This window comes from Streptomyces sp. KR55, from assembly GCF_052245645.1.
Lineage (GTDB): Bacteria > Actinomycetota > Actinomycetes > Streptomycetales > Streptomycetaceae > Streptomyces > Streptomyces flavusporus.
The window spans coordinates 1-22,798 of sequence record NZ_JBQQCE010000045.1; the positions used below are offsets into that span (position 1 = coordinate 1).

General features: G+C 71.2%; 20 protein-coding genes, 1 pseudogene and 1 riboswitch. Of the genes and pseudogenes, 5 read left to right on the forward strand and 16 right to left on the reverse strand.

Annotated elements, in window-relative coordinates:
* The 4 genes from ACTWQJ_RS09410 to ACTWQJ_RS09425 form a co-directional block, all read right to left on the reverse strand.
* Positions 1-466: DUF5304 domain-containing protein (locus tag ACTWQJ_RS09410; RefSeq protein WP_443306167.1), on the reverse strand; the 466-nt coding region annotated here is incomplete at its 3' end.
* 161 nt (positions 467-627) lie between these two features.
* Positions 628-1,797 carry an ArsA family ATPase gene (locus ACTWQJ_RS09415; protein ID WP_443306168.1) on the reverse strand — a complete coding sequence of 390 codons (1,170 nt, stop codon included), beginning with the start codon at positions 1,795-1,797 and terminating at the stop codon, positions 628-630.
* A 203-nt stretch (positions 1,798-2,000) separates the two neighbouring features.
* The gene (locus tag ACTWQJ_RS09420) at positions 2,001-2,441 is read right to left on the reverse strand and encodes an SRPBCC family protein (RefSeq protein ID WP_443306169.1); all 441 of its coding nucleotides are present in this window, start codon (positions 2,439-2,441) and stop codon (positions 2,001-2,003) included.
* Between the two features lie 122 nt (positions 2,442-2,563).
* Positions 2,564-3,361, reverse strand: coding sequence for a metallophosphoesterase family protein (locus ACTWQJ_RS09425; RefSeq protein WP_443306170.1), 798 nt, complete (start codon positions 3,359-3,361; stop codon positions 2,564-2,566).
* A 316-nt stretch (positions 3,362-3,677) separates the two neighbouring features.
* Here ACTWQJ_RS09425 and ACTWQJ_RS09430 point away from each other — a divergent pair, with 316 nt between their 5' ends.
* Positions 3,678-5,474 (forward strand): AMP-dependent synthetase/ligase, encoded by a 1,797-nt coding sequence (locus ACTWQJ_RS09430; protein ID WP_443306171.1) that lies wholly within the window; start codon positions 3,678-3,680, stop codon positions 5,472-5,474.
* A gap of 75 nt (positions 5,475-5,549) precedes the next feature.
* Here ACTWQJ_RS09430 and ACTWQJ_RS09435 read toward each other — a convergent pair whose 3' ends face one another.
* Positions 5,550-6,692, reverse strand: a complete 1,143-nt coding sequence (locus ACTWQJ_RS09435) for a glycosyltransferase family 4 protein (protein WP_443306172.1) — start codon at positions 6,690-6,692, stop codon at positions 5,550-5,552.
* Between the two features lie 142 nt (positions 6,693-6,834).
* Here ACTWQJ_RS09435 and ACTWQJ_RS09440 point away from each other — a divergent pair, with 142 nt between their 5' ends.
* Positions 6,835-8,073: a glycosyltransferase 87 family protein gene (locus ACTWQJ_RS09440; protein ID WP_443306173.1), complete on the forward strand. Its 1,239-nt coding sequence runs from the start codon at positions 6,835-6,837 to the stop codon at positions 8,071-8,073.
* On the opposite strand, the pseudogene ACTWQJ_RS09445 reads toward ACTWQJ_RS09440, so the two are convergent.
* A pseudogene (locus tag ACTWQJ_RS09445) lies at positions 8,034-9,159 on the reverse strand (MATE family efflux transporter); the annotation flags it as partial. The gene ACTWQJ_RS09440 and the pseudogene ACTWQJ_RS09445 sit on opposite strands and share 40 nt — an antisense overlap.
* A 10-nt stretch (positions 9,160-9,169) precedes the next feature.
* Between ACTWQJ_RS09445 and ACTWQJ_RS09450 the strand changes: the two are divergent.
* Positions 9,170-9,706, forward strand: coding sequence for a PadR family transcriptional regulator (locus ACTWQJ_RS09450; RefSeq protein ID WP_443306174.1), 537 nt, complete (start codon positions 9,170-9,172; stop codon positions 9,704-9,706).
* Here the strand turns inward: ACTWQJ_RS09450 and ACTWQJ_RS09455 are convergent.
* From ACTWQJ_RS09455 to ACTWQJ_RS09475, 5 genes are all read right to left on the reverse strand, one after another.
* Entirely contained in the window at positions 9,694-10,905 is a 1,212-nt protein-coding gene (locus ACTWQJ_RS09455; protein ID WP_443306175.1) for a hypothetical protein, read from the reverse strand. The genes ACTWQJ_RS09450 and ACTWQJ_RS09455 overlap by 13 nt on opposite strands.
* Before the next feature lie 23 nt (positions 10,906-10,928).
* Positions 10,929-11,942 carry an NlpC/P60 family protein gene (locus ACTWQJ_RS09460; RefSeq protein ID WP_443306176.1) on the reverse strand — a complete coding sequence of 338 codons (1,014 nt, stop codon included), beginning with the start codon at positions 11,940-11,942 and terminating at the stop codon, positions 10,929-10,931.
* Between the two features lie 249 nt (positions 11,943-12,191).
* Positions 12,192-13,226, reverse strand: coding sequence for a C40 family peptidase (locus tag ACTWQJ_RS09465; RefSeq protein ID WP_129797455.1), 1,035 nt, complete (start codon positions 13,224-13,226; stop codon positions 12,192-12,194).
* Between the two features lie 268 nt (positions 13,227-13,494).
* Positions 13,495-14,844: an NYN domain-containing protein gene (locus ACTWQJ_RS09470; protein WP_443306177.1), complete on the reverse strand. Its 1,350-nt coding sequence runs from the start codon at positions 14,842-14,844 to the stop codon at positions 13,495-13,497.
* A 33-nt stretch (positions 14,845-14,877) separates the two neighbouring features.
* Entirely contained in the window at positions 14,878-15,117 is a 240-nt protein-coding gene (locus ACTWQJ_RS09475; protein WP_055541554.1) for a hypothetical protein, read from the reverse strand.
* Positions 15,118-15,274: 157 nt separating this feature from the next.
* Between ACTWQJ_RS09475 and ACTWQJ_RS09480 the strand changes: the two genes are divergently transcribed.
* Entirely contained in the window at positions 15,275-16,009 is a 735-nt protein-coding gene (locus tag ACTWQJ_RS09480) for a rhomboid family intramembrane serine protease (RefSeq protein ID WP_443306178.1), read from the forward strand.
* Positions 16,006-16,287 carry an Lrp/AsnC family transcriptional regulator gene (locus ACTWQJ_RS09485; RefSeq protein WP_224734452.1) on the forward strand — a complete coding sequence of 94 codons (282 nt, stop codon included), beginning with the start codon at positions 16,006-16,008 and terminating at the stop codon, positions 16,285-16,287. Before ACTWQJ_RS09480 ends, ACTWQJ_RS09485 begins: the two co-directional genes overlap by 4 nt.
* Before the next feature lie 20 nt (positions 16,288-16,307).
* Here ACTWQJ_RS09485 and ACTWQJ_RS09490 read toward each other — a convergent pair whose 3' ends face one another.
* The 5 genes from ACTWQJ_RS09490 to qcrC form a co-directional block, all read right to left on the reverse strand.
* Positions 16,308-17,669 (reverse strand): aminotransferase class V-fold PLP-dependent enzyme, encoded by a 1,362-nt coding sequence (locus tag ACTWQJ_RS09490; RefSeq protein ID WP_443306179.1) that lies wholly within the window; start codon positions 17,667-17,669, stop codon positions 16,308-16,310.
* A 181-nt stretch (positions 17,670-17,850) separates the two neighbouring features.
* A riboswitch (SAM riboswitch) is annotated at positions 17,851-17,967 on the reverse strand.
* A gap of 86 nt (positions 17,968-18,053) precedes the next feature.
* A complete protein-coding gene (gene trpD, locus ACTWQJ_RS09495) occupies positions 18,054-19,118 on the reverse strand; it encodes an anthranilate phosphoribosyltransferase (RefSeq protein ID WP_443306180.1) in 1,065 nt (354 codons plus the stop codon).
* Positions 19,119-19,254: 136 nt separating this feature from the next.
* The gene (gene qcrB, locus ACTWQJ_RS09500; RefSeq protein WP_443306181.1) at positions 19,255-20,892 is read right to left on the reverse strand and encodes a cytochrome bc1 complex cytochrome b subunit; all 1,638 of its coding nucleotides are present in this window, start codon (positions 20,890-20,892) and stop codon (positions 19,255-19,257) included.
* On the reverse strand, positions 20,889-21,938 hold the full coding sequence (gene qcrA, locus ACTWQJ_RS09505; protein WP_443306182.1) for a cytochrome bc1 complex Rieske iron-sulfur subunit: 1,050 nt from the start codon (positions 21,936-21,938) through the stop codon (positions 20,889-20,891). Before qcrA ends, qcrB begins: the two co-directional genes overlap by 4 nt.
* Entirely contained in the window at positions 21,935-22,747 is an 813-nt protein-coding gene (gene qcrC / locus ACTWQJ_RS09510) for a cytochrome bc1 complex diheme cytochrome c subunit (RefSeq protein ID WP_443306183.1), read from the reverse strand. The genes qcrA and qcrC overlap by 4 nt, the downstream gene beginning before the upstream one ends.
* Positions 22,748-22,798 lie beyond the last annotated feature (51 nt).

Here is a 22,798-nt window from a genome sequence, read left to right on the forward strand (position 1 = left end):
TGCCCTCGCCCCGGTCGTCGCGGTCGTCGGGCTCGTCCAGCTCGTCCATGCGGCCGGTCCAGCGGCGCTCCTGTGCCTCGACCGCGGAGCGGTAGGCGGCGAGCAGCTCGTTGCCGGCCGCTGCCAGGTGGTCGAAGACATCCGGGTTGCGTTCGATGACGGGCTCGACGGCGGCCTTCGCCTGCTGGACGACCTGCTGCAGCACCTGCTGGGCGGCGGGCCCGGCGACCGCCCCGAGCAGTGGGGACTGCAGGCCGGACAGCTTGTCCGCGACGGTGTCGACGAGCCGGCGCAGCTCCTCGGCGGCCGAGCCCGCGGGCGGGCCGTACTGGCCGCGGATGCGGGCCTTCTCCGCTGCGAGGTCCTCGGCACACGCGGTCGCCCAGGCGTCGTCGTCGGTGACCGGCGGCACCTCGTCGGCCGCCTGCTCCTGAGCGGCGTCGGACGGGGGGCGCTCTTCGCTCATGGCGGACTCCTGACTACGGCTTGTCCCTACGACGTTACCCGAACGGCCCCAGGGCCTGTCCGGCGGTTCCTGTCGCAGACGCGGGGTCCGGCACGCCCTCTGCGCCAATCAGTCACCGCCGGTTTCCTGCGACCTGATCCGCCGGACAGGCCCTAGCCGCTTCACCGTGCCGCGGGCCACAGCCCGGGGTCCGGTGCGAAGCGGATGCGTAGCTCGTCGTCGCGCAGGGCCGCGCCGTCGACGGTGCAGCGGCGCAGGGCGGACGGCAGTGGAAGGACTCGGCGGAACTGTCCGGCGGTGACGACGAGTTCGTCGCCGCGCCGGACGAGGTCGAGTTCGTCGCGTACGGCTCCGGGCAGCGGGATGTGCCAGACGAGCACGCCGTCCGGGGCGAGCCGGTCGACGACGGGCCAGTCGACCCTGGCGTCGGCGGGCCCGGCCTCCGGTACGGCGAGCGCCAGCAGATCGTCAGGGCCGCGCGGGTCGCGGCCCAGGTGGGCGACGGTGTGGACGTCGTACGACGTCTGCCACTCGTCGATGACCTTGCGCTGCTGGGCGAGCGGACCGGCGAGCCAGCCGTCCCCTCCCTCTTCCGGGAACACCCGGTTGGCGATCAGCCGGTCCGGGCGCAGGCCGCGCAGGGCGAGGCCGAGGGCGGCGGTGTGGACGGCTTCGGCGCCCGCCGGGGAAGGTTCGGCGACCAGCCGTACGGTCGTGTCCCGGTCCGCGAGGACCGCCTCCACGGCGGCGAGTTCGACGTCCCAGCGGGCGGCCGTCTCGTACAGCCACTCCGCAGGCATGGGGACGCCGGCGAGCCGGCCGAGGACGGGGCGCAGGGCGCGGGCCGCCTGGCGTTCGGGCGGGAGCAGACGGCGCAGATAGCGGCGGAGCTCCTCAGGGAGGGCGAGCAGGGCGAGGGCGTGCGGGAGGGACGGCAGGTCCACGACGAGGAGGTCGTGGCTCTCGGCGAGGGCGGCGTCGCGCAGGGCGCGGAGTACGGCGATCTCCTCGGCGCCGGGCAGGGGGGTGAGCTCCTCCGGGTCGAGGCGGGAGGCGCCGAGGAGGTCGAGGGCGGCGGAGGCGCGGTCCTGGAGGGCGGCGAGGTCGTCCCGGAAGCCGGCGGCCGGGTCGGGGCGCCAGGCGGCGAGGTGCGGGGCGATCTCGACCGGGGCCGGGCCGGTCGCCGCGCCCAGGGTCGCGCCGAGGGTGTCGGTGCGGTCGGTGCTCAGGAGGAGGGTGCGGGTGCCCTCGCGGGCGGCGGCGAGCGCGGTGGCTGCGGCGACGGTGGTACGGCCGGTGCCGCCTGGGCCGGTGATCAGGATGGTGCGCATGGGGCTGAACGGTACCGGGGGGTTGGGCGTGGGACTGGTTCCGTGGCCCGGCGGTGCGGCTGAGTGGGGGCCGGTGGGGGGTGGGGTTGCGCAGCCCGGCGCTGACGGGGTGCCGCCCGCGCCCACCCGTGCCGCCCTGGGGGTCCCCCCAGGCCCTTAAGGCACTGGGGGAGGCACGAATGCCCGCGGACTACGTGGGAGAGCTACTCCCCCGACTCCACGCGCTTCTTCAGGCCCGCCAGAGCTCGGTCGATGATGACCTTCTCGGCCTTGCGCTTGATCATGCCCAGCATGGGGATCTTGACGTCGACGGTGAGCTGGTAGGTCACCTCGGTGGCGCCCGTGCCCGCCGGCTTCAGAAGGTACGAGCCGTCCAGCGACCGCAGCATCTGGGACTTCACCAGCGTCCAGGAGACCTCGTGGTCGCCGGTCCAGGTGTACGCCAGCACCTGGTCGTCCTTGATCGCGCCGGCGTCCATGACGAGGCGGACCTGCTCGGCGCGTCCCTGGGCGTCGGTCTCGAGGACCGCGGCCTCCTTCACCTCACCGGTCCAGTCCGGGTAGCGGGCGAAGTCGGCGATCACCGCCATGACGTCGGCCGGGTACGCCTCGATCTCGATGCTCGAGCTGGTGTGTTCCGCCATCGCCGTGGCTCCTCCAGATGCGGTCCGGCAAGAGGTGGTCGTGCGCACGTGTGTGCAGCGTGAAGGCTACCGCGCGCCGACCGGCCCGACGTCACCCCTACCTGGGCATACCGGAGGCGGACTCACCATTCCAGCGCCCACGGCCGCCCCGTCCCGGCGAAGTGCCCCACGTTCACGCACTCGGTCGCCCCGATCCGCATCCGCCGGACGAGCGGCTGGTGCACATGGCCGAAGAGTGAATAGCGGGGCCGGGTGCGGCGGATGACGTCGAGCAACGCCCGGCTGCCCCGCTCGAAGCGCCGCGCCACCGTGTCGTAGACCAGCTCCGGCACCTCCGGCGGGATGTGCGTGCACAGCACGTCGACCTCGCCCACCGCCTTGATCTTCGCCGCGTACTCCTCGTCGCTGATCTCGTACGGCGTCCGCATCGGTGTGCGCAGCCCGCCGCCGACGAAGCCGAAGACCCAGCCCCCGATCTCCACCCGCTCCCCGTCGAGCACGGTCGTGCCGGGACCGGCGTACTCCCGCCACAGTGGCGGCATGTCGACATTGCCGTAGGTGGCGTACGTCGGCGTGGGGAACGCGGCGAACAGTTCGGCGTACTGCTTGCGCACCGCCTGTTCGATCACCGCCGCCCGGTCCTCCCCGACCCCGGCCCACAGCCGGGCACCGAACTTGCGTGCCTCCTCGTAGCGGCGGGCGGTGCGCAGGGCGACGATGCGGTCCGCGTTCTCGACGCCGAACAGGTCGGGGAAGATGCCGCGCGAGTGGTCGGCGTAGTCGAGGAAGAGGACCAGGTCCCCGAGGCAGACGAGCGCGTCCGCACCGTCCCCGGCCCGTGCCAGGTCACGCGCGTTGCCGTGCACATCGCTGACCACGTGGATGCGCGTCCTGCGGTTGCCGGCTGGTGTGGGTGCCATGGCGATCAAGGGTAGGCGTGTGGGACATACGTGAACAGTGGCGGCCGGACCTGCGATTACTCGCCAGTGGGGAAATCCGTGGACTACTGTGCGCGCAGGAATACCAATCAGTGTGACGCAGCGAACATCTCGCCGGGCCCCCCTGTCGTAGACGCCATACCGGCGGGTAACGTCCGGGCAGTCCAGTCGTGCTCAGGTTTTCAACAAGTGGGCCCCTACGGCTCATGCTGGATCCCTGAGCACCTGCCCGAGCCTTGGACCGGACCGTCGCATCACACAACGTCGTGGCGCCGGCGCCCTATGAGGAGCAGCAGTCTTGCGCGAGTTCAGCCTTCCGGCTTTGTACGAGGTCCCCTCGGACGGCAACCTGACCGACATCGTCCGCAGAAACGCCGCGCAGCATCCCGACGTCGCCGTGATCGCCCGCAAGGTCGGCGGCAGCTGGCAGGACGTGACGGCCACCGCCTTCCTCGCCGAGGTACGAGCCGCCGCCAAGGGGCTCATCGCCGCCGGCGTCCAGCCGGGCGACCGGGTCGGCCTGATGTCCCGGACGCGTTACGAGTGGACGCTCCTCGACTTCGCGATCTGGAGCGCGGGCGCGGTCACCGTGCCGGTGTACGAGACCAGTTCGCCGGAGCAGGTGGCCTGGATCCTCGGCGACTCGGGCGCGACGGCCTGCCTCGTGGAGCTGGACGGGCACGCGGCCGCCGTCGAGTCGGTGCGCGACCGGCTGCCCGCCCTCAAGCACGTCTGGCAGATCGAGGCCGGCGGTGTCGAGGAGCTGGGCCGCCTGGGCAGGGACCTCAGCGACGACACGGTCGAGGAGCGCAGCTCGCTGGCGAAGGCCGACGACCCGGCGACGATCGTCTACACCTCCGGCACCACCGGCCGCCCCAAGGGCTGTGTGCTCACCCACCGCAGCTTCTTCGCCGAGTGCGGCAACATCGTCGAGCGGCTGCGCCCGCTGTTCCGTACCGGCGAGTGCAGCGTGCTGCTGTTCCTGCCGCTGGCGCATGTCTTCGGCCGGCTGGTCCAGGTCGCGCCGATGATGGCGCCGATCAAGCTGGGCTGCGTCCCGGACATCAAGAACCTCACCGACGAACTGGCCGCGTTCCGGCCGACGCTGATCCTGGGCGTGCCGCGCGTCTTCGAGAAGGTCTACAACTCCGCGCGCGCCAAGGCGCAGGCGGACGGCAAGGGCAAGATCTTCGACAAGGCGGCGGACACCGCGATCGCGTACAGCAAGGCGCTGGACACCCCGTCCGGCCCGTCGCTCGGTCTGAAGATCAAGCACAAGGCCTTCGACAAGCTCGTCTACAGCAAGCTGCGCGCGGTGCTCGGCGGTCGTGGTGAGTACGCCATCTCCGGCGGCGCCCCGCTGGGCGAGCGCCTCGGCCACTTCTTCCGCGGTATCGGCTTCACGGTCCTGGAGGGCTACGGCCTGACCGAGTCCTGTGCCGCCACCGCCTTCAACCCCTGGGACCGGCAGAAGATCGGCACGGTCGGCCAGCCGCTGCCGGGTTCGGTGGTGCGGATCGCGGACGACGGGGAGGTGCTGCTGCACGGTGAGCACCTGTTCAAGGAGTACTGGAACAACCCGGGCGCGACCGAGGAGGCCCTGGCCGACGGCTGGTTCCACACCGGCGACGTCGGCACCCTCGACGAGGACGGCTATCTCAGGATCACCGGCCGCAAGAAGGAGATCATCGTCACCGCCGGCGGCAAGAACGTCGCCCCGGCCGTGATCGAGGACCGGATCCGCGCGCACGCCCTCGTGGCGGAGTGCATGGTGGTCGGCGACGCGCGGCCGTTCGTGGGCGCGCTGGTCACCATCGACGAGGAGTTCCTGGGCCGTTGGGTGGCCGAGCACGGCAAGCCGGCCGGTTCCACCGCGGCCTCACTGAAGGACGACCCCGACCTGCTGGCCGCGATCCAGGCCGCGGTCGACGACGGCAACGCCGCGGTGTCGAAGGCGGAGTCGGTGCGCAAGTTCCGCATCCTGCCCTCACAGTTCACCGAGGAGTCGGGCCACCTCACACCGTCGCTGAAGCTGAAGCGGAACGTGGTGGCGAAGGACTTCGCGTCCGAGATCGAGGCCATCTACCAGAAGTAGCAAGGCATGTGACGCAACATCATGGCGCGGGCCTCCGGGTAAGGGGACCCGCGCCATCGTGTGCAGGGGCGGCTGCTACAACAGCTCCTCGAGCCGCTCCGCGAGCAGATCCCAGCGCCACTTCTCCTCGACCCAACTCCGGCCCCGCTCCCCCATCCTGCGGCGCAGTTCGGGGTCCCCGAGGAGGGTGACGATCCGGTCGGCGGCGTCCTCGGCGGAGCCGCCCCGTACGACCCAGCCGGTCTCCCCGTCGAGCACCGCGTCGGGCGCGCCGCCGGAGTCCCCGGCGACGACGGGCAGGCCGGTCGCGGACGCCTCCAGGTAGACGATGCCGAGGCCCTCGACGTCGAGCCCGCCGCGCCGGGTGCGGCACGGCATGGCGAAGACGTCGCCGGCGCCGTAGTGGGCGGGCAGCTCCGACCAGGGCACCGCGCCGGTGAAGACGACCGACTCCTCGACCCGGGTCTCCCGAGCGAGTTTGCGCAGCTCCTTCTCGTACGGCCCGCCGCCGACGATCAGCAGGACCGCGTCGGGCTCCTTGGCCAGGATCCGCGGCATGGCGAGGATGAGCGTGTCCTGGCCCTTGCGCGGCACGAGCCGGGAGACGCACACGACCACCGGCCGGTCGGTGAGCCCGAGCCGGGCGCGCACCCGGTCGCCGCCGGAGTCCGGATGGAAGGTCTTCTCGTCGACCCCGGGCGGCAGTTGCATCATGCGGGCGGCGGCGGCCGGGGTCAGCGCGGTGGCGATCCGTGACCGGGTGTACTCGCCGAGGTAGGTGATGGTGTCCGTGGACTCACCGATCCGGCGCAGCAGTTGCCGCGCGGCGGGCAGTTGGGCCCAGCCGGCCTCGTGCCCGTGGGTGGTGGCCACCAGCCGCTCGGCGCCCGCCCTGCGCAGCGCCGGTGCCATCAGCCCGAGCGGCGCCGCCGCCCCGAACCACACCGACGTGCATCCGTGCGCCCGCAGCAGCGCGACGGCCTGGCGGGTCGCGGCGGGCGTCGGCAGCAGCATGGTCGTCCGGTCGCGCACGACGGTGAAGGGCTGCTCGGCGTCGAAGGCGGCCGTCGCCTCGAGGCCCTCCCGGCTGCGCTTCCAGGTGGAGGCGTAGACGACGAGCCGCTCGGGGTCGAGCCGGAGTGCCATGTTGTGCAGGAATGCCTGAATACCGCCCGGCCGGGGCGGGAAGTCATTCGTCACGATCAGGGTCTTGCGCATCGACGCCGACCTTACCCAACGTACACTCGCAGCTCGGTACGGCCGCGCTGCACGGCTCTCGCACAGGCGGCCGGGAGATCATGGCCCCGCACACGAGGGGCAGCGCCCCGAAGGCGGACACGGACCACGAACAGGGGCTTCGGTGGACAGGACGCAGGGCACGCGGTCCCTGGCAGGGCTGCTGGTGATCTGGGGACTGACCCGCCTGGCACTGCTCCTGTTCGTCTTCAAGGTCCTCGTCTTCCCCGGACCGGACGTCACCAGCGACGTCTCCGTGATCTACCAGGGCTGGTACGAGGTGCTGCGCACCGGAACGTTCCCGCTGGACGACGTCACCTGGCAGTACCCGCCCGCCGCCGCGCTGCCGGTCCTCTCCCCGGCGCTGCTGTTCTTCCTCGACTACGCGCAGGCCTTCTTCGTCCTCGCCTGCCTCGCCGACCTCGTCGTCCTCGCCCTGCTGCTGTACGCGGGCCTGCGGCCGGGCCGGTCGGTGCGCGGCGCCTGGGTGTGGGTGGTGGGCGTACCGCTGCTCGGCCCGACCGTGTACGCGCGCTACGACGTGATGGTCACCGCCGCCGCGGTGGCCGCGCTCCTCGCGGGCCAGCGGCATCCCCGGCTGATGGGGGCGCTGGCCGGGTTCGGGGCGATGCTGAAGGTGTGGCCGGTGCTGCTGCTGATCGGTGCCGTGCGGCGCCGGGCGTGGGCCGCGGCGACGGTGACGGCCGGGGCGCTCGCGGCGCTGTTCGCGCTCGCCATGCCCGGCGCGTTCGCCTTCCTGACCTTCCAGCGCGACCGGGGCACCGAGGTGGAGTCGCTGGGCGCCCTCGTCTTCCATGTGGCGCGGCACTACGGCTGGGACGGGCAGGTGCTGCTCAACTACGGCTCGGTGGAGTTCCTCGGCCCGTACGTCGACGTCGTCAGCTCCGCCGCGCTGGCGCTCACCGGGATGGCCTTCGGCTGGCTGCTGCTGTGGCGGCTGAGGGCCTCACGGTTCCTGTCGCACACGCTCGCGGATGCGGCGTTCGTGGCGGTGCTGATGTTCACGACCACGAGCCGGGTGATCAGCCCGCAGTACCTGGTGTGGCTGGTCGGTCTCGCGGCGGTGTGCCTGTGCTTTCCCCGCAGCGGGATGCGGCTGCCGGCCGGTCTTGTCCTGGCGGCGTCCTTCGTGACGGTGCTGGAGTTCCCGCTCTGGTTCTCGCACGTCGTCGCGAGCGACACCCTCGGCATCACCCTCCTGTTCCTCCGCAACGGCCTCCTGGTCCTCGCCACACTCACCGCGGCCCGCACCCTGTGGCGCTCGACGGTGTCCCGGCCCACCACGAAAGCCCCGTTCCCCAGTCACCCGGCCCGCACCGAGGAGACCCCGGTCTCCTCCTGACGTCGCGCCCGCCGGAAGAGCACCAGGACCGCCACGCACTGGACTCCCATCGCGAGCGCCGACGCCAGGCACACGCCCGGCAGCCCGAGTCCGGACAGCCCGTACGCCAGCACCGGCTGGAGTCCCGTGCCAACCACCGTCACCCGTAGCAGCACGGGCGCGCCACCGCTCCCCTCGAAGACCCCGCCGAGCGCGATGAAGCAGGCCATGAGCAGGAGACAGGGCCCGATGCAGCGCAGGAACAGCACCCCGTCGTGGGCGACGGCGGGCCCGGCGCCGAAGGCGGCCATGATCCAGGGCGCTGCGACTCCCAGCACCACCACGGCCGCCAGCCCCGCCGCCCCGGCCACGAGCACGGCCTCCCGCCCGCTCCTCGCGGCGTCCGGCGCCGAGCAGGTGCGCGGTGTGGATGGCGGCGGCCTGCCGCACCGCGTAGAACGCCATGGTCGCCACGTACATGACCTTGTACGCGATCGAGTACGCGGCCACGGCCGGCACCCCGATCCGCGCCACGATCGCGACCAGTACCAGCGCCCCGCCCTGCCGCACGGTGAAGTCGGCGGCCATGGGCAGCCCGGTCCGCAGCGTGCGGCGCAGCGCGGCCCTCGTCCGGGGTACCGGCCCCATCCCCGCGCACTCCAGCAGAAGCGCGTTCCGGCGCAGCGCCGCCAGCCCGACCGCCAGGGCCACGAACCGGCACAGCACGGTCGAGGCGGCGGCGCCCTGGACGCCGTACAGGCGGATCAGCCAGGGATCGCAGACCAGGATCAGCCCGTTGGCCAGCAGTGCGAGCCGCATCGGGGTCTTCGCGTCGCCGGCGCCCTTGAGGATCCCGTCGACGAGGTTCTGCGCGAAGAAGACGGCCATGCCCGACAGGGAGACGGCGAAGTAGCCGACCGCCAGGGGGAGAGCACCGCTCTCGCCGCCGAGGACCAGCCGGGCCAGCGGCTCGCGCAGCAGGAACCCGCCCACCGCGACCACCGGCGTGACCACCGCCCACAACGCCCAGCCGCCCCGCACGGCCGCCCGCACCGCGGCCGGATCCCGCGCGCCCCGGGCGTGGGCGACGAGCACGGTCGTACCGGACCGAAGCCGGATGCTGGAGCTGTCGATCCTGGGCTTCCTCGCCGAAGAGCCGCTGCACGGCTATGAACTCAAGGAGCGCATCAAGGCCCTGACCGGCCACGTCCGCCCGGTCAGCGACGGAGCCCTCTACCCGGCGATCAGCCGACTGCTCGCGGCCGGCAAGCTCGACCAGCACACCGAGCCGGGCACGAGCGCGGCGCCCCGCCGCATGCTGTCCCTCACCGACCAGGGCCGCGCGGACCTGCTGGAGCGGCTGCGCCACCCCAAACCGGCGGAGATCACGGACCAGGTGCGCTTCAACACGGTGCTGGCCTTCCTGCGTCACCTGCCGGACCGCCGGGAGCAGGCCGCCGTACTCCGCCGCCGCCTCGACTTCCTGCAGACGTCGGCGAGTTTCTTCTACCGGGACGGCGATCCCGTACGGGCGGAGGAGGCGGACGACCTGTTCCGCCAGGGCATGTTGCGGGTGGCCCGGGCCACGGGCGAGGCGGAGCGGGCGTGGCTGGAAGAGGCCATCGCTCGGCTGGACCCGCCTCAGCCGAACTGATCCCGCAGATACTGCCGCCACTGCGCCGTGAACTCCTCCGGCGTCGTCCCGAGCACGTCCTTCAGCGCGCCCTCGACCGCCCCCGCCCGCTTCTCGTGGGTGCCGACCGCCCGGTAGAACTCGCCCAGCCGCGCCTCGCCCCACCGGTCCGCGATCATCCGGCAGGCCATCCAGCCGCCCTCGTACGCCCGGGCCAGCGAGGTGGAAGCGCCGGTGAAGCCGAAGTCGGCGTCGGTCGGCAGCGCGGCCGGGACGTCACCCGAGGTCACGGCGTGGGCGAGTTCCGGCGCGGCCTGGGCCGGGGGGCGCCCGCTGTCGCGGTAGCCGACCCAGTCGGCGTATCCCTCGGACAGCCACAGCGGGGTCGCGGCGTTGGTATGGGCGCGGGTGGCGACATGGGTCGCCTCGTGGGTGAGGACGACCTGCTTGCCGACTTCGCCGAGGACCCCGTACGCGTCGGGGTTGACGATGATCCGGTCGGCGGGCGCCTGTTCCGCCCCCGTCTCGCCGGTCGTCACGGCGGCGATCCCGCGGTAGGAGGAGGCGGGCGAGCCGAGCAGCCCCGCCATCCCCTCCAGCGACCTGGGCACGAGCAGCACGACCTGCCGGCTCCAGGCGGTGCCCCAGGCGTCCGTCACGGCGGGCACCGCGCGGTCCCCCAGGTCGGCGAAGGCGTGCAGCGCCGCGCGGGACCGGCCGACGCCCAGCACGAGGCTGTGCTCGCCCCGGACCACCGTCACCGGGCCCTGGTCCCACAGCTGCTGGCCGGACGTGCGGGCGGGCCGGTCGGAGACCACGGTCCACTGCCCGTCGGCGGCACGGTCGAGGCCCAGGGTGCGGCCGGCGGTGACCGGCGCCTTGTCGTGGCCGTCGAGGCGGTAGCGCAGTTCGGCGTCGGCGGTGGCCGTGTCGCCGGTGCGGTGCACGGCGGTGACCTCGTACGACCAGTCGGCGAGCGGCACCGCGCGCAGGTTGGTGAAGCCCCCCGCCATACCGGTCCGCCGGTAGGCGCTCTCGTCGTGGTCGAGGAGCGCGGCCGCCCGCCGGTCGAGCAGCCGCTGCACTTCGGCCTCGGCGCGGTCGGCGGCGGGCCGGCCGCCGCAGGCGACCAGCGAGCCGAGCAGGGAGACGAGCAGGGAGACGAGCAGCAGACAGAGCGCCACGACTCCGGATCCCGACGCACGCCCTCGACCAGCCATCCTCCCGATCGTACGGGGAGGTGCTAGGGCCTGGTGACCGCCGAGACCGGCATCATCCCGACCGGGTCGTAGCGCACGGGCGCGCCGGGGTAGGGGGCGTGGATCACCTGGCCGTTGCCCATGTACATCGCGACATGGCTGGCGTCGGAGCGGTAGGTGACCAGATCGCCGGGCCGGGCCTCGGAGAGCGGGACCTGCCGGCCCGCCGCCCGCTGGGCCTGCGAGGTACGCGGCAGGGCCACCCCGGCCTGCGCGTACGACCACTGCATGAGGCCGGAACAGTCGAAGCCGCTGGGACCGTTCGCGCCCCACATGTACGGCTTGCCGAGCGCGGACATGGCGGCGGCGGCCGCGGCGGCCGCACGGCCGGAGGCGGGGACGGCGCTGCCGAAGTCGGGCATGTCGGAGCGGCCGGAGCGGGAGGCCCGGTCGTAGGCGGCGCGTTCGTCGTCCGGGAGGGCGTTGAGGAGTCGGCGGGCCTTGGCGAGCTTCTTCTCGACGGTGCGTTTGTGGGAGGCGACGGCCTTGCGGCTCTTCTCCAGTTCACCGAGCTTCTCGGCCGCCTCCGCGCGCTCCTGGGTGAGTTCGCGCATGGCCTCCTGAAGGTCCTTCAACTGCCCGGCCTGGTGGGCGTTGATCCGGTTCAGGACGGACGCCTTGTCGAGGTAGTCGTCCGGGTCTTCGGAGAGCAGCAGCGCGAGGGAGGGGTCGATGCCGCCCGAGCGGTACTGCGCGCCGGCCAGCGAACCCAGCGCTTCCCGCAGGGTGTTGATGCGCTCCTGCTGCCGGGCGACCCGGTCCTGCGCCCGGCTCACCTGCCCGCGCAGTGCGTCGGTGCGCTCGTCGGCCTTGTTGTAGGCCTCGGTGGCCTTCTCGGCCTCCGCATAGAGGCGGTCCACCTCGGCGCGGGTGTCGTCGTGCGGCGCGGCCTGCGCCGGGAGGGTGCCGAGGGCGGCCGCGGTGGCCGACAGGACGGACAGCGCCACGCAGGCGCCCCGGTCGAACCCGGACGGTGCAAGGCGGCGATGGGACCCCACGGGTAGCCGCGCTCCTTCCACTGGCGGACAGGAAAATCCCCCGGTGCCGGGACGGGAGCCCGGCGGTGGGGAAACGCGGCAGACAGTAGCCCCGTCGCGGGGTGCCGGCCAAAGAGATCCGCGGCCACACAACGTGACGCCCCGCCGCTGACGCAGGTCACCGGCGGGGCGTGGGGTCAGTCGCGGTTGCCGTAATTCGCCCGTTCGGGCGGCACGCCGTGCTGATCTTGAAGGGTCGCGGCCCGTGGATCAGATCCGGACGCCGAACTGGTACGGCATGTTGTTGATCGACTCGTAGCGCACGACCGTGCCGGTGCGCGGGGCGTGCAGCACCTGACCGTTGCCCGCGTAGAAGCCGACGTGGTGCAGGTCGCCGTAGAAGATGACCAGGTCACCGACCTTGAGGTCGGACTGGCTGTAGATGCGCGTACCGGCGTTGGCCTGGTCCTGCGAGATGCGCGGTATGGCGACGCCGGCCTGGGCGAAGGCCCAGGAGGTCAGGCCCGAGCAGTCGAAGGAGGACGGGCCGGAGGCGCCGTAGACGTAGGGCGAGCCGATCTTGCTCTGGGCGGCCTGGAAGGCGGCCATGGCCCGGCCGGAGGCGGCGCCGGTGTTGCCGAGGTCCACGCGGGCTTCGGAGGACCGGCTGGCGCGCTCCTCCTCGGCGGCGAGGGCAGCCTTCTCGGCGGCCGTCAGCGTGTTGAGCAGCTTCTGCGCCTCGGCGAGCTTGGCCTGAACTTCCTTCTTCTTCTTGCCCAGTTCGGTGCGGGTGGAGGCGAGGTCCTTGAGCTTGTCGGAGGCCTCGGCGCGCTCCTGGGCGAGTTCGCGCTGCTTCTCCTGGATCTTCTTCAGCGCCTCGACCTGCTGGCTGCTCAACTGGTCGAGCGTGGAGGCCTTGTCGAGGTAGTCGTCCGGGTCGGCGGAGAGGAAGAGCTGGACGGACGGGTCGATGCCGCCGGAGCGGTACTGGGCGGTGGCCATCGAACCGAGGCCGTCGCGCAGCTCGTTGACCTCTTCCTGGCCACGGGCGACGTTGTCCTGGATGGTGGAGATCTCCTTCTGGAGCTTCTCCTGCTTCTCCTTGGCCCCGTTGTACTTCTCGGTGGCCTGCTCCGCCTCTTCGTAGAGCTTGTCGACCTTGGCCTTGACCTCGTCCTTGCTCGGCTTCTCGCTCGGCGCGGCGTTGGCGGCCTGCGAGCTCAGGGCCACGGCAGCGGCGGCTGCGGTGGTCAGCACGGTCACTCGTGCGCGACTCGGCTGCTTGGGTCGACGGTGGGACGCCACGGGGGCGAGCTCCTTCATGTGAGTGATCACCCGGTCGGAGGTTCGAGCAGACCCTAGTGACCCGACTGTGATCAGTTCAAATCCTCAGCTGAAAAATCCCGTCACACCCTGCATTCTTTACTCACAACTCACATGCGGTGACGCCCGCTTGACGCTACGTTGTGCGCAGATGTGATCAATTCGGGCAAGCAGTCCGTACGTTGCGGTTGGGGCGTTACGTTGTACATGGGGCGTACGCCGCACAGGCTCAAACCCACTGAAAACAGACTCAAGCCCGTTGAAATCGCTTGAGAAGCACCGCCGACGCCACCGGCCGCGCCCCCGCCCGCGCCACACCGTCGGCCACCTCACGGTCGGTCGAGACGACGATGACCGGACGGCCCGGCGGCTCGGCGCGCACCAGCTGGCGGATCAACTCATCCGCGGTGACGCCCGGTTTGGAGAACAGCACCCGCACCCCACGCGGCGGCGCCAGCAGCACCGGCGCGGCCAGCTCGGCCCCGTCGAAGACACAGGTCACCTCGGCACCGGACTGGGCGGCGAGCTGCGAGAGCTGCCCGAGCAGCCTCAACCGCTGCTTCTCCAGGGGCATTTGGGGATAGCCGGTCTTGGTGACGTTGTAGCCGTCGACGACCAGATGCGCCTGCGGCAGTGCGAGGAGCTGGTCGAGGATCGCGGGGTCGTTCTCGGACAGGGCCCGCGCGGCGATGTCCTTCGGGGTCATTCGTCCCGGTTCGACCGCGTCCACGGTCTCGGCGGGACGTACGGACACCGGGGGCAGCGCCAACTCCCGCCTGAGCCCCTGCGCCGCGTCCAGCACGGTGTCGAGCAGCAGCCGCACCCGCATGTCCTCGACGCTGCGCCCCTCGCGCGCGGCCTTCCGGGTGGCCTCCAGGGCGGCCTCGGCCTCCCCCAGCCGCGCCTTGAGCCGCCGCGACTCGCTCTCGGCGGCGGACACCTGTGCGTGCGTCTCGGCGCGTACGGCCTCAATCTCGCCCTGCACCTTGCGCAGGGCCGCCTCACCGCGCTTGACGTCGCTGAGCGCGGCACGCAGCTTGCGGTGAAGCGATTCGGCTTCCCTCTTGGCGGCTTCCAGCTCGGCGCGCAGCCGCTCGGTCTCGGCGCGGGTGTGGTCGCGGGCGGCGGCGAGTTCGGCGCGCAGCCGCTCCAGTTCGGCCCGGTTCTCCTCGTCGGCGCGCTCGGCGTCCGCCCGCAGGGCCTCCTCGCCGGCGGCGGTCACGAGCTTGACCCAGCCGGTGGGGCGCAGCACATAGGCCGCGGCGGCCACGTCCAGCGGATCCGCGGCCGGCGGCGGCGCACCGGAGTCGAGGGCGCCCGCGAGTTCCGGCTGAGCCTCCCTCAGCTTCTCGCCGATGCGCTGCCGGAACAGCGGGTCGGTCTCCAGCGCCGCGGCCATGGCGTTACCCGCGAACTTGGCGCGGCGATTCGGGGCGAACCGGGCGTACTGCCTCAGTTGTGTGGGCAACTCGGCGACGGTCAGCCCGCCGAAGCCGTCGGAGACGATCTGCACGACCCTCCGGCGCACCCCTTCGGGCAGCGGTCGGTCGAGCACCTCAGCGGCGCCGTCGCCCGGCCCCCCGCCTGCGGTCTCCACCATCTCACCCCAATGCCCGTAGGGGCCCGCTCCCGGTCAGGAGCCGGCGCCCGGCCTGTCCACGAGTTCCACCTGATCCACGGCGTTGCACCACCGGCAGCGCACCGATTCGATGGTCTCACTGACCACCTCGCGCTCCTCGACCTTCGGCTCACCGGCCAGATCGAGGTGGACGTATTCGACGACCTTCGACGAGCGGGTCACATCGAACCGGGTGAGGTTGCCGCAGAGCGTGCAGCGCCACCGCGTGGTGGCGGTGGGCAGGGGAACCGTCATCGTGGCTGTTCGCTTTCCTTCTAGTTTCCGTGATGCGCCAGTTTCCCTGGAGCGTGTGGCTCGTAACCCTACGGCCTGGCGCGTACTCGCCGCCGGTCTGTTCCCGGCGGCGAGGCGGTCTGTGCTGTTGCGTCCGCTTACGTCATGCTCTGTGTTCATGATCAGCAAGTGGAGCGCGGTGGCCCGCCGGGCGGTCCGGCGGCCGGCGGCGCCGGTGACGTACGGACTGATCGCCCTGTGCTGCCTGATCTTCCTGACCGGCCCCGCCTCGGGTCTCGGTCCGGCGTACGGCTCCGGCGACGTGCTGCTCGCCGCGCAGCAGGCCTACTTCCGCCGCTGGGGCGTCGTGCCCGCAGAACTGTTCGAGGGTTCCCCCAGGGCCGCCCTGACCCCGGCCACGGCCCTCTTCGTCCATGGCAGCTGGCTGCATCTGCTCGGCAACATGCTCTTCCTCTACGTCTTCGGGGTGATGACCGAGGAACGGATGGGCCGGGTCGAGTTCACCTGCTTCTACGTCGGCTGCGGCTACCTCGCCCTGCTCGGGTACGCGGGCGCCCACGCCGGCTCCGAGCAGTCGCTGGTCGGCGCCTCGGGGGCGATCTCTGCGGTGCTGGGCGCGTTCCTGTTCCTTTTCCCTCGCGCCCGGGTGACCAGCCTCCTGCCCTTCCTGTTCTTCCTGCCACTGCGCTTCCCGGCGTGGGTGGTGCTGCCGTTCTGGGTGGCCCTGCAGTGGCTGGCGGCGGGACAGGCGGCCGACGAGCCGGGGGTGGCCTACCTGGCCCACCTGGTGGGCTTCGCGCTGGGCTTCCTCTACGCGTGGGCGCGGTTCGGCCGGACAGCTAGAGTGAAGGCCGCCCCAGCTCCGGCCACCGAGGGAGAGAACCAGCCGTGATCACCGCGATCGTCCTGATCAAGACCAGCGTGGACCGGATCCCCGAGATCGCCGAGCAGATCGCCTCGCTGGACTCCGTCAGCGAGGTCTTCTCGGTCACGGGTACCTACGACCTGATCGCGATGGTCCGGGTCAAGCAGCACGAGAACCTGGCCGACGTCATCCCCGGCCGGATCAGCAAGATCCCCGGCGTGGAGGCGACGGACACGCACGTGGCGTTCCGGACGTACTCGCAGCACGACCTGGAGGCGGCGTTCGCCATCGGCCTGGACTCGTGAGCTGCGCCTAGATCACGGGCCTAGACCACGGGCACGCAGCGGCCCTCCTCCGTCCGGTACTGCCACTTCGCGCCGTGCCGGACGAGTTCCTTCACGGCGTTCACGAAGCGCTCCACATGCTCGTCCGGCGTCCCCGCGCCGAAGCTGACGCGGATCGCGTTGAGGGACTTCTCGCCGGGCGCGACCTCGGGGGCGCCGCACTCGCCCTGGCTCTGCGGGTCGCTGCCCAGCAGGGTGCGGACGAGGGGGTGGGCGCAGAAGAGGCCGTCGCGGACGCCGATGCCGTACTCGGCGGACAGGGCGGCGGCGAAGTGGGAGCTGTTCCAGCCGTCGACCACGAAGGAGATCACGCCGACCCGCGGGGCGTCGTCGCCGAACAGGGACAGCACCCTGACCTCCGGGACCTCGGCGAGCCCCGCACGCACGGTGTCGATCAGGTGCCGCTCGCGGGCGACGAGGGTGTCGAAACCGGCCTCGGTGAGCGCCTTGCAGGCGGACGCGACGGCGTAGGCGCCGATGACGTTGGGCGAGCCGGCCTCGTGCCGCGCGGCGCTCTCGTGCCACTCCACGTCCACTCCCCCGTCCGCCCGCCGGGTGACCTTGCGGCTGGCGCCGCCGCCCGCGAGGTACGGCTCGGCCGCGCGCAGCCAGTCGGCACGGCCGGCCAGCACGCCGGAGCCGAACGGGGCGTACAGCTTGTGCCCGGAGAAGGCGACCCAGTCGACGTCGAGGTCCTGCACCGACACCGGGTGGTGCGGGGCGAGTTGGGCGGCGTCCAGGACGATCCGGGCGCCGTGCGCGTGCGCGGCCGCGGCGAGTTCCCGTACGGGCCACAGCTCGCCGGTGACGTTGGAGGCCCCGGTGACGCACACGAGGGCGGGGCCGTGGGGGTCGCGGTCGGCCAGGGCGCGCTCCAGGGTCTGCACGGCCTGCTGCGGGGTGTGCGGGGCGTCGAGGTAGCTGACGCGGGCGTCCTGCCAGGGCAGCAGCGAGGCGTGGTGCTCGGTCTCGAAGACGAAGACCTGGCAGTCGGCGGGGAGCGCGGCGGCGAGCAGGTTGAGCGAGTCGGTGGTGGACCGGGTGAACACGACCTGGTCGTCCGCCCGGCAGTCGAGGAACTCGGCGACGGTCCTGCGGGCGTTCTCGAAGAGGTCGGTGGACAGCTGGGAGAGGTATCCGGCGCCGCGGTGGACACTGCCGTAGTACGGCGCGTACGCCGCCACGTCGTCCCAGACCCGCTGCAGCGCGGGCGCGCTGGCGGCGTAATCGAGCGCGGCGTAGGTGACTTCGCCACCCGTGACGAGCGGGACGGTGACATCCCGGCCGAGAACGGGCAGCGGGGCGCAAACGGACTGGGCGGCGGCAGCGGTGGAGACGGACATGGGTGTACTCCCGTAATCGCAGGCGAAGATGACCGCGCGAGCGGCACGGCTCAAGCGCGGGGAAGAGTGAAAAGGGTGTGCGGAGGCGGGGCTCTGCGGCCCTATCGCATTCGCTTGCTCACGGAAGGCTCCCTCGACGACCAGGACCCCTGGTCCCACACTCGTTCAAAAGTGTGCGAGGGGTCCGCGCTTGTCGTAGACCTCGCTGCCTACGACCTGGTCTTCACCCGGGGCACCCCGCCACGGACGGAGGGTTGCCGGACAGCCGGCCGGGGCCTTTCAGCTGTCGCTCATGACCTGGTACAGCATCCTGCCATACGATCTTCGATGCGCAAGGGCGCAGTCCAGGATCCGGACTGCGCCCTGCATCACACCGGCTGGGTCTCAGGCGTTGCTGGCGGCCACCCACCGCTCCAGGACCCGCTTCGCCGCCCCGGAGTCGATCGCCTCCGCCGCCTTCGCCATCCCCGCGCGGATCTGCTCGGTCAGCGGCCCTTCACCCGGCGCCAGCGCCACCAGCGCCGCCGCCGAGTTCAGCAGCACCGCATCCCGCACCGGGCCCTGCTCCCCCTCGAGCAGCCGCCGGGCGACCTCGGCGTTGTACGAGGCGTCGGCGCCGCGCAGCGCCTCCAGCGGCACCAGCTCGATCCCGACGTCCCGCGGGTCGAGGGTCTCCTCGGTCACCTTGCCGTCCCGGACGACCCAGACCCGGGAGGTGGACGCGGTCGTCAGCTCGTCGAGGCCGTCGTCGCCGCGGAACACCAGGGAGGAGTTGCCGCGCTCGGCGAAGACGCCGGCCACGATGGGCGCCATCCTGAGGTCGGCGACGCCCACCGCCTGTGCCTTCACCTTGGCCGGGTTGGTCAGCGGGCCGAGGAAGTTGAACGTCGTCCGGATGCCCAACTGCCCGCGGGCCGCCGCCACATGACGCAGCGCCGGGTGGAACTTCACCGCGAAGCAGAAGGTGATCCCGGCCTCCTCGGCGACCTCCGCGACCCGCTGCGGCGTCAGCTCCAGATTGACGCCGAGCTTCTCCAGGACGTCGGACGCCCCGGACGCCGAGGACGCAGCCCGGTTGCCGTGCTTGACGACCTTCGCACCGGTGCCGGCGATGACGATCGCGGACATCGTGGAGATGTTGACGGTCTTCGCGCCGTCGCCGCCGGTGCCGACGATGTCGACGGTGTCGCCCGGCACCTCGATCACGTTCGCGTGGTCGTACATCGCCCGGACGAATCCCGCGATCTCCTCGACGGTCTCGCCCTTGGCGCGCAGCGCCACCGCGAACCCGGCGATCTGGGCGTCCGTCGCCTCGCCGCGCATGATCAGGTCCATCGCCCAGGCGGTGTCGTCCGCGCTGAGGTCGCGGCCCTGAAGCAGGCCGTTCAGCAGGGCGGGCCAGGAACGGCCCGCCGCGGTGTCGCCTCCAGCGGGGGTCACAGCGCTCATAAGCCGCTCCTGGGTCAGTCCCGTACACCGGGACACGAGTCTCGAACAGGTCCACCCTATCCAGCCGCGGGCACGGCGAAGGGCCCCGTCCGAACAACGGACGGGGCCCTTCGCTGTGGCGTGGCGAACGCAGTGATCAGTGGTGGCCGTGGCCGCTCGTGATCTCCTTGTACTCCTCGACGGTGGGCTTGGGGATCTGGGCGTCCTCGCCGTAGTACGCCTTGCTGAGCTTGGCGCGCAGCTTCTCGGAGCCCTTCACCTTGCGCTCGACACCGTGTTCGTCGACCGTCGGGCCGATCTCGGCCGGCTGGTACTGCTCGTGCGCCGTGATCGTGTGCAGCTGCTCCTGGCTGAGCGGCTCGTGCACCTCGATGAACTCACCGTGCGGCAGGCGCTTGATGGTGCCGGTCTCCCGGCCGTGCAGCACCTTGTCCCTGTCCCGGCGCTGCAGGCCGAGGCAGATCCGCTTGGTGACGATGAACGCGATGACCGGTCCGGCGAAGAAGCCGATCCGGACGAACCAGGTGACCGCGTTGATCGACAGGTGGAAGTGCGTGGCGATCAGGTCGTTGCCACCACCGACCAGCGTGATCATGTACAGCGTGATCCAGGCGACGCCGAACGCGGTACGCGTCGGGGCGTTGCGCGGGCGGTCCAGGATGTGGTGCTCGCGCTTGTCACCGGTGATCCAGCTCTCGATGAACGGGTAGAGCGCGAGCACCACCAGGACCAGACCGAAGAGCACCAGCGGGATGAACACGCCCAGGACGAGCGTGTGGCCCCAGATGTTGATCTCCCAGCCCGGGAAGTAGCGGACCAGCCCCTCCGCGAAGCCCATGTACCAGTCGGGCTGGGCACCCGTGGACACCTGGTCCGGACGGTAGGGGCCCATCGCCCAGATCGGGTTGATCTGCGCGATCGCCGCGATGGCCGCGATGACACCGAAGACCAGGAAGAAGAAGCCTCCGGCCTTGGCCGTGTAGACCGGCAGCAGCGGCATGCCGACGACGTTCTTGTTGGTCTTTCCGGGGCCCGCGAACTGCGTGTGCTTGTGGTAGAAGACCAGGATCAGGTGGCCGACGACCAGGCCGAGCATGATGCCCGGCAGCAGCAGGATGTGGATCGAGTAGAAGCGGGCCACGAAGTCGGTGCCCGGGAACTCGCCGCCGAACAGGAAGAACGAGATGTACGTGCCGACGATCGGCATGGACAGGATCGCGCCCTGCGTGAAGCGGACACCGGTGCCGGAGAGCAGGTCGTCCGGGAGCGAGTAGCCGGTGAAGCCGGTGAACATGCCCAGGACGAACAGCAGGAAGCCGAACAGCCAGTTGATCTCACGCGGCTTGCGGAACGCGCCGGTGAAGAACACCCGGAACATGTGCACGAACATCGCGGCCAGGAAGATCAGCGCGGCCCAGTGGTGGATCTGCCGGATGAGCAGACCGCCACGGACGTCGAAGCTGATGTCCAGCGTCGAGGCGAACGCCTCCGACATGAGCTGGCCCTGCAGCGGGACGTAGCTGCCGTGGTACTCCACCTCGTTCATCGACGGGTGGAAGAACAGCGTCAGGTACACACCCGTGAGGATGATGACGATGAAGCTGTAGAGCGCGACCTCGCCCAGCATGAAGGACCAGTGGTCCGGGAAGATCTTGCGCATGTTGGCCTTGGCCAGGGAGTAGATCCCCAGCCGGCCGTCGGCCCAGTCGGCGACGCGCTCGCCGGCCGGTGCCTTCCCGCGAGAGCGGGACTCGGGGGTCGTCGTAGTGCTCATCCGCGCTCCCAGAATGCAGGACCGACGGGCTCTTCGAAGTCGCCGAGCGCCTCGAGGTAGCCCTCGTCGTTCACGCCGATGCGCAGCTGCGGCAGGGCGTGGCCGGCGGGGCCGAAGATGACCCGGGCACCGTCGGAGAGGTCGAAGGTGGACTGGTGGCAAGGGCACAGCACGTGGTGCGTCTGCTGCTCGTACAGCGAGATCGGGCAGCCGACGTGGGTGCAGATCTTCGAGTACGCCACGATGCCCTCGTGCGACCACTCGAGCTCGCGCTTGTCCTTGATGTCGCCCGGCTGGAGCCGCACGATCATCAGGGCCGCCTTGGCGATCTCGTTCTGGAAGTCGTGGTCGTGCTCCTCCAGGCCCTCGGGCTTGGCGAACGTGAGCGAGCCGACGGCGACGTCCGAGGGACGCAGCGGCTCGTTCGTGTTCATGTTGACGAGGAGCTTGCCCTTCTTCCACAGCGTGTGGCGCAGCTTGGTCTCGGGCAGCGGGCCGAGGTCGCGCAGCAGGACGACGCCGGAGAGCGGCACCAGGGTGAGCGCGCCGAGCATCGTGTTGCGGATCAGCTTGCGGCGGCCCAGCGCGGACTCCTTGGCGCCCTGCCGGAAGTCGGCCATGACCTTGGCCTTGACCTCGGGCGCCGCCTCGATCGGGTGGCGCTCGTCGGCGATCTCCACGTCGGACATCAGGGTGCGGGCCCAGTGGACCGCGCCCGCGCCGATGCAGAACAGTGCGATGCCGAGTGTCAGACCCAGCGAGAAGTTCAGGGCGCTGAGGTGACCGATCGGGAAGACGAAGATCGACTTGTCGACCGGGATCGTCACATACGCGGCGATGAAGCCGATGGTGGCCAGCATCGACACCGTGAACAGCAGGGCGACCGTACGCTCGGACCGCTTGGCGGCCCGCTCGTCGATGTCCTGGATCCGGTGCTCGTGGGGCGGCAGGCCCGGGTCGGCGAACGGGTCCTTCTCGTCCGCGACCGCTACGGTGCGGTCCTGCTCAGCGGGCAGGTTCTCTTCTGGAATGTCTTGGCTACTCATGACTTCTTGGCCTTTGCGGTCCGAGCGGCGACCCAGACGGCGACCGCGACGAGCGAGCCCAGACCGAAGACCCACGAGAACAGGCCCTCGGTGACCGGCCCGAGGCCGCCCAGCTCCAGACCGCCGGGGTTCTCCGTGTGCTCGCTGTTGACCGCCTCCAGGTACGCGATGATGTCCCTCTTGTTCTGCTCGGACAGCGTCGTGTCGGGGAAGGAGGGCATGTTCTGCGGGCCGGTCTGCATGGCCTCGTAGATGTGCTTCGGGTCCACGCCCTCGAGGGTCGGCGCGTACTTGCCCTTGGTGAGCGCACCGCCCTTGCCGGTGAAGTTGTGGCACTGCGCGCAGTTGGTGCGGAAGAGCTCGCCGCCCTTGCCGATGTCCGCGCCCTCCGTGCCGTACTGCTCCTTGGTCGGGATGTTCGGACCGGCGCCGAGCGAGGAGATGTACGCCGCGAGCTGGTCGATCTCGGCCTGCGTGTAGATGACCTTCTTCCGCGGAACCTGGGCGCCCTGCGAGGTCGCGGCCGGCATGCGTCCGGTGCCGACCTGGAAGTCGACCGCCGCCGCGCCCACGCCGACCAGGCTCGGACCGTCGGAGGTGCCCTGACCGCCGGTGCCGTGGCAGCTGGCACAGCCGACGGCGTAGAGCTTCTTGCCCTCGTCGATGGCGAGGGACTGGGCGGTCTCATCGGCCTGCGCGTTGCCCGCGGGGGCGAGCGCGGTGTACAGCCCCCCAGTGGCCGCCAGCGCGAGGAGTAGGACGACGACCGCCGCCAGCGGATGGCGTCGTCGTGCGGAGAGCTTTTTCACGGATTACCCCGGTGTCAGGATCTTCTGCGTCGATGCTTCTGGAATGGGTGC

Excerpts from the sequence above, each read along its gene's own strand:
- ACTWQJ_RS09415 (WP_443306168.1), bottom strand. The coding sequence starts at position 1,797 with ATGCGCACCATCCTGATCACCGGCCCAGGCGGCACCGGCCGTACCACC.
- ACTWQJ_RS09420 (WP_443306169.1), bottom strand. The coding sequence starts at position 2,441 with ATGGCGGAACACACCAGCTCGAGCATCGAGATCGAGGCGTACCCGGCC.
- ACTWQJ_RS09425 (WP_443306170.1), bottom strand. The coding sequence starts at position 3,361 with ATGGCACCCACACCAGCCGGCAACCGCAGGACGCGCATCCACGTGGTC.
- ACTWQJ_RS09435 (WP_443306172.1), bottom strand. The coding sequence starts at position 6,692 with ATGCGCAAGACCCTGATCGTGACGAATGACTTCCCGCCCCGGCCGGGC.
- ACTWQJ_RS09450 (WP_443306174.1), top strand. The coding sequence starts at position 9,170 with ATGCTGGAGCTGTCGATCCTGGGCTTCCTCGCCGAAGAGCCGCTGCAC.
- ACTWQJ_RS09455 (WP_443306175.1), bottom strand. The coding sequence starts at position 10,905 with ATGGCTGGTCGAGGGCGTGCGTCGGGATCCGGAGTCGTGGCGCTCTGT.
- ACTWQJ_RS09470 (WP_443306177.1), bottom strand. The coding sequence starts at position 14,844 with ATGGTGGAGACCGCAGGCGGGGGGCCGGGCGACGGCGCCGCTGAGGTG.
- ACTWQJ_RS09475 (WP_055541554.1), bottom strand. The coding sequence starts at position 15,117 with ATGACGGTTCCCCTGCCCACCGCCACCACGCGGTGGCGCTGCACGCTC.
- ACTWQJ_RS09480 (WP_443306178.1), top strand. The coding sequence starts at position 15,275 with ATGATCAGCAAGTGGAGCGCGGTGGCCCGCCGGGCGGTCCGGCGGCCG.
- ACTWQJ_RS09490 (WP_443306179.1), bottom strand. The coding sequence starts at position 17,669 with ATGTCCGTCTCCACCGCTGCCGCCGCCCAGTCCGTTTGCGCCCCGCTG.
- trpD (WP_443306180.1), bottom strand. The coding sequence starts at position 19,118 with ATGAGCGCTGTGACCCCCGCTGGAGGCGACACCGCGGCGGGCCGTTCC.
- qcrB (WP_443306181.1), bottom strand. The coding sequence starts at position 20,892 with ATGAGCACTACGACGACCCCCGAGTCCCGCTCTCGCGGGAAGGCACCG.
- qcrA (WP_443306182.1), bottom strand. The coding sequence starts at position 21,938 with ATGAGTAGCCAAGACATTCCAGAAGAGAACCTGCCCGCTGAGCAGGAC.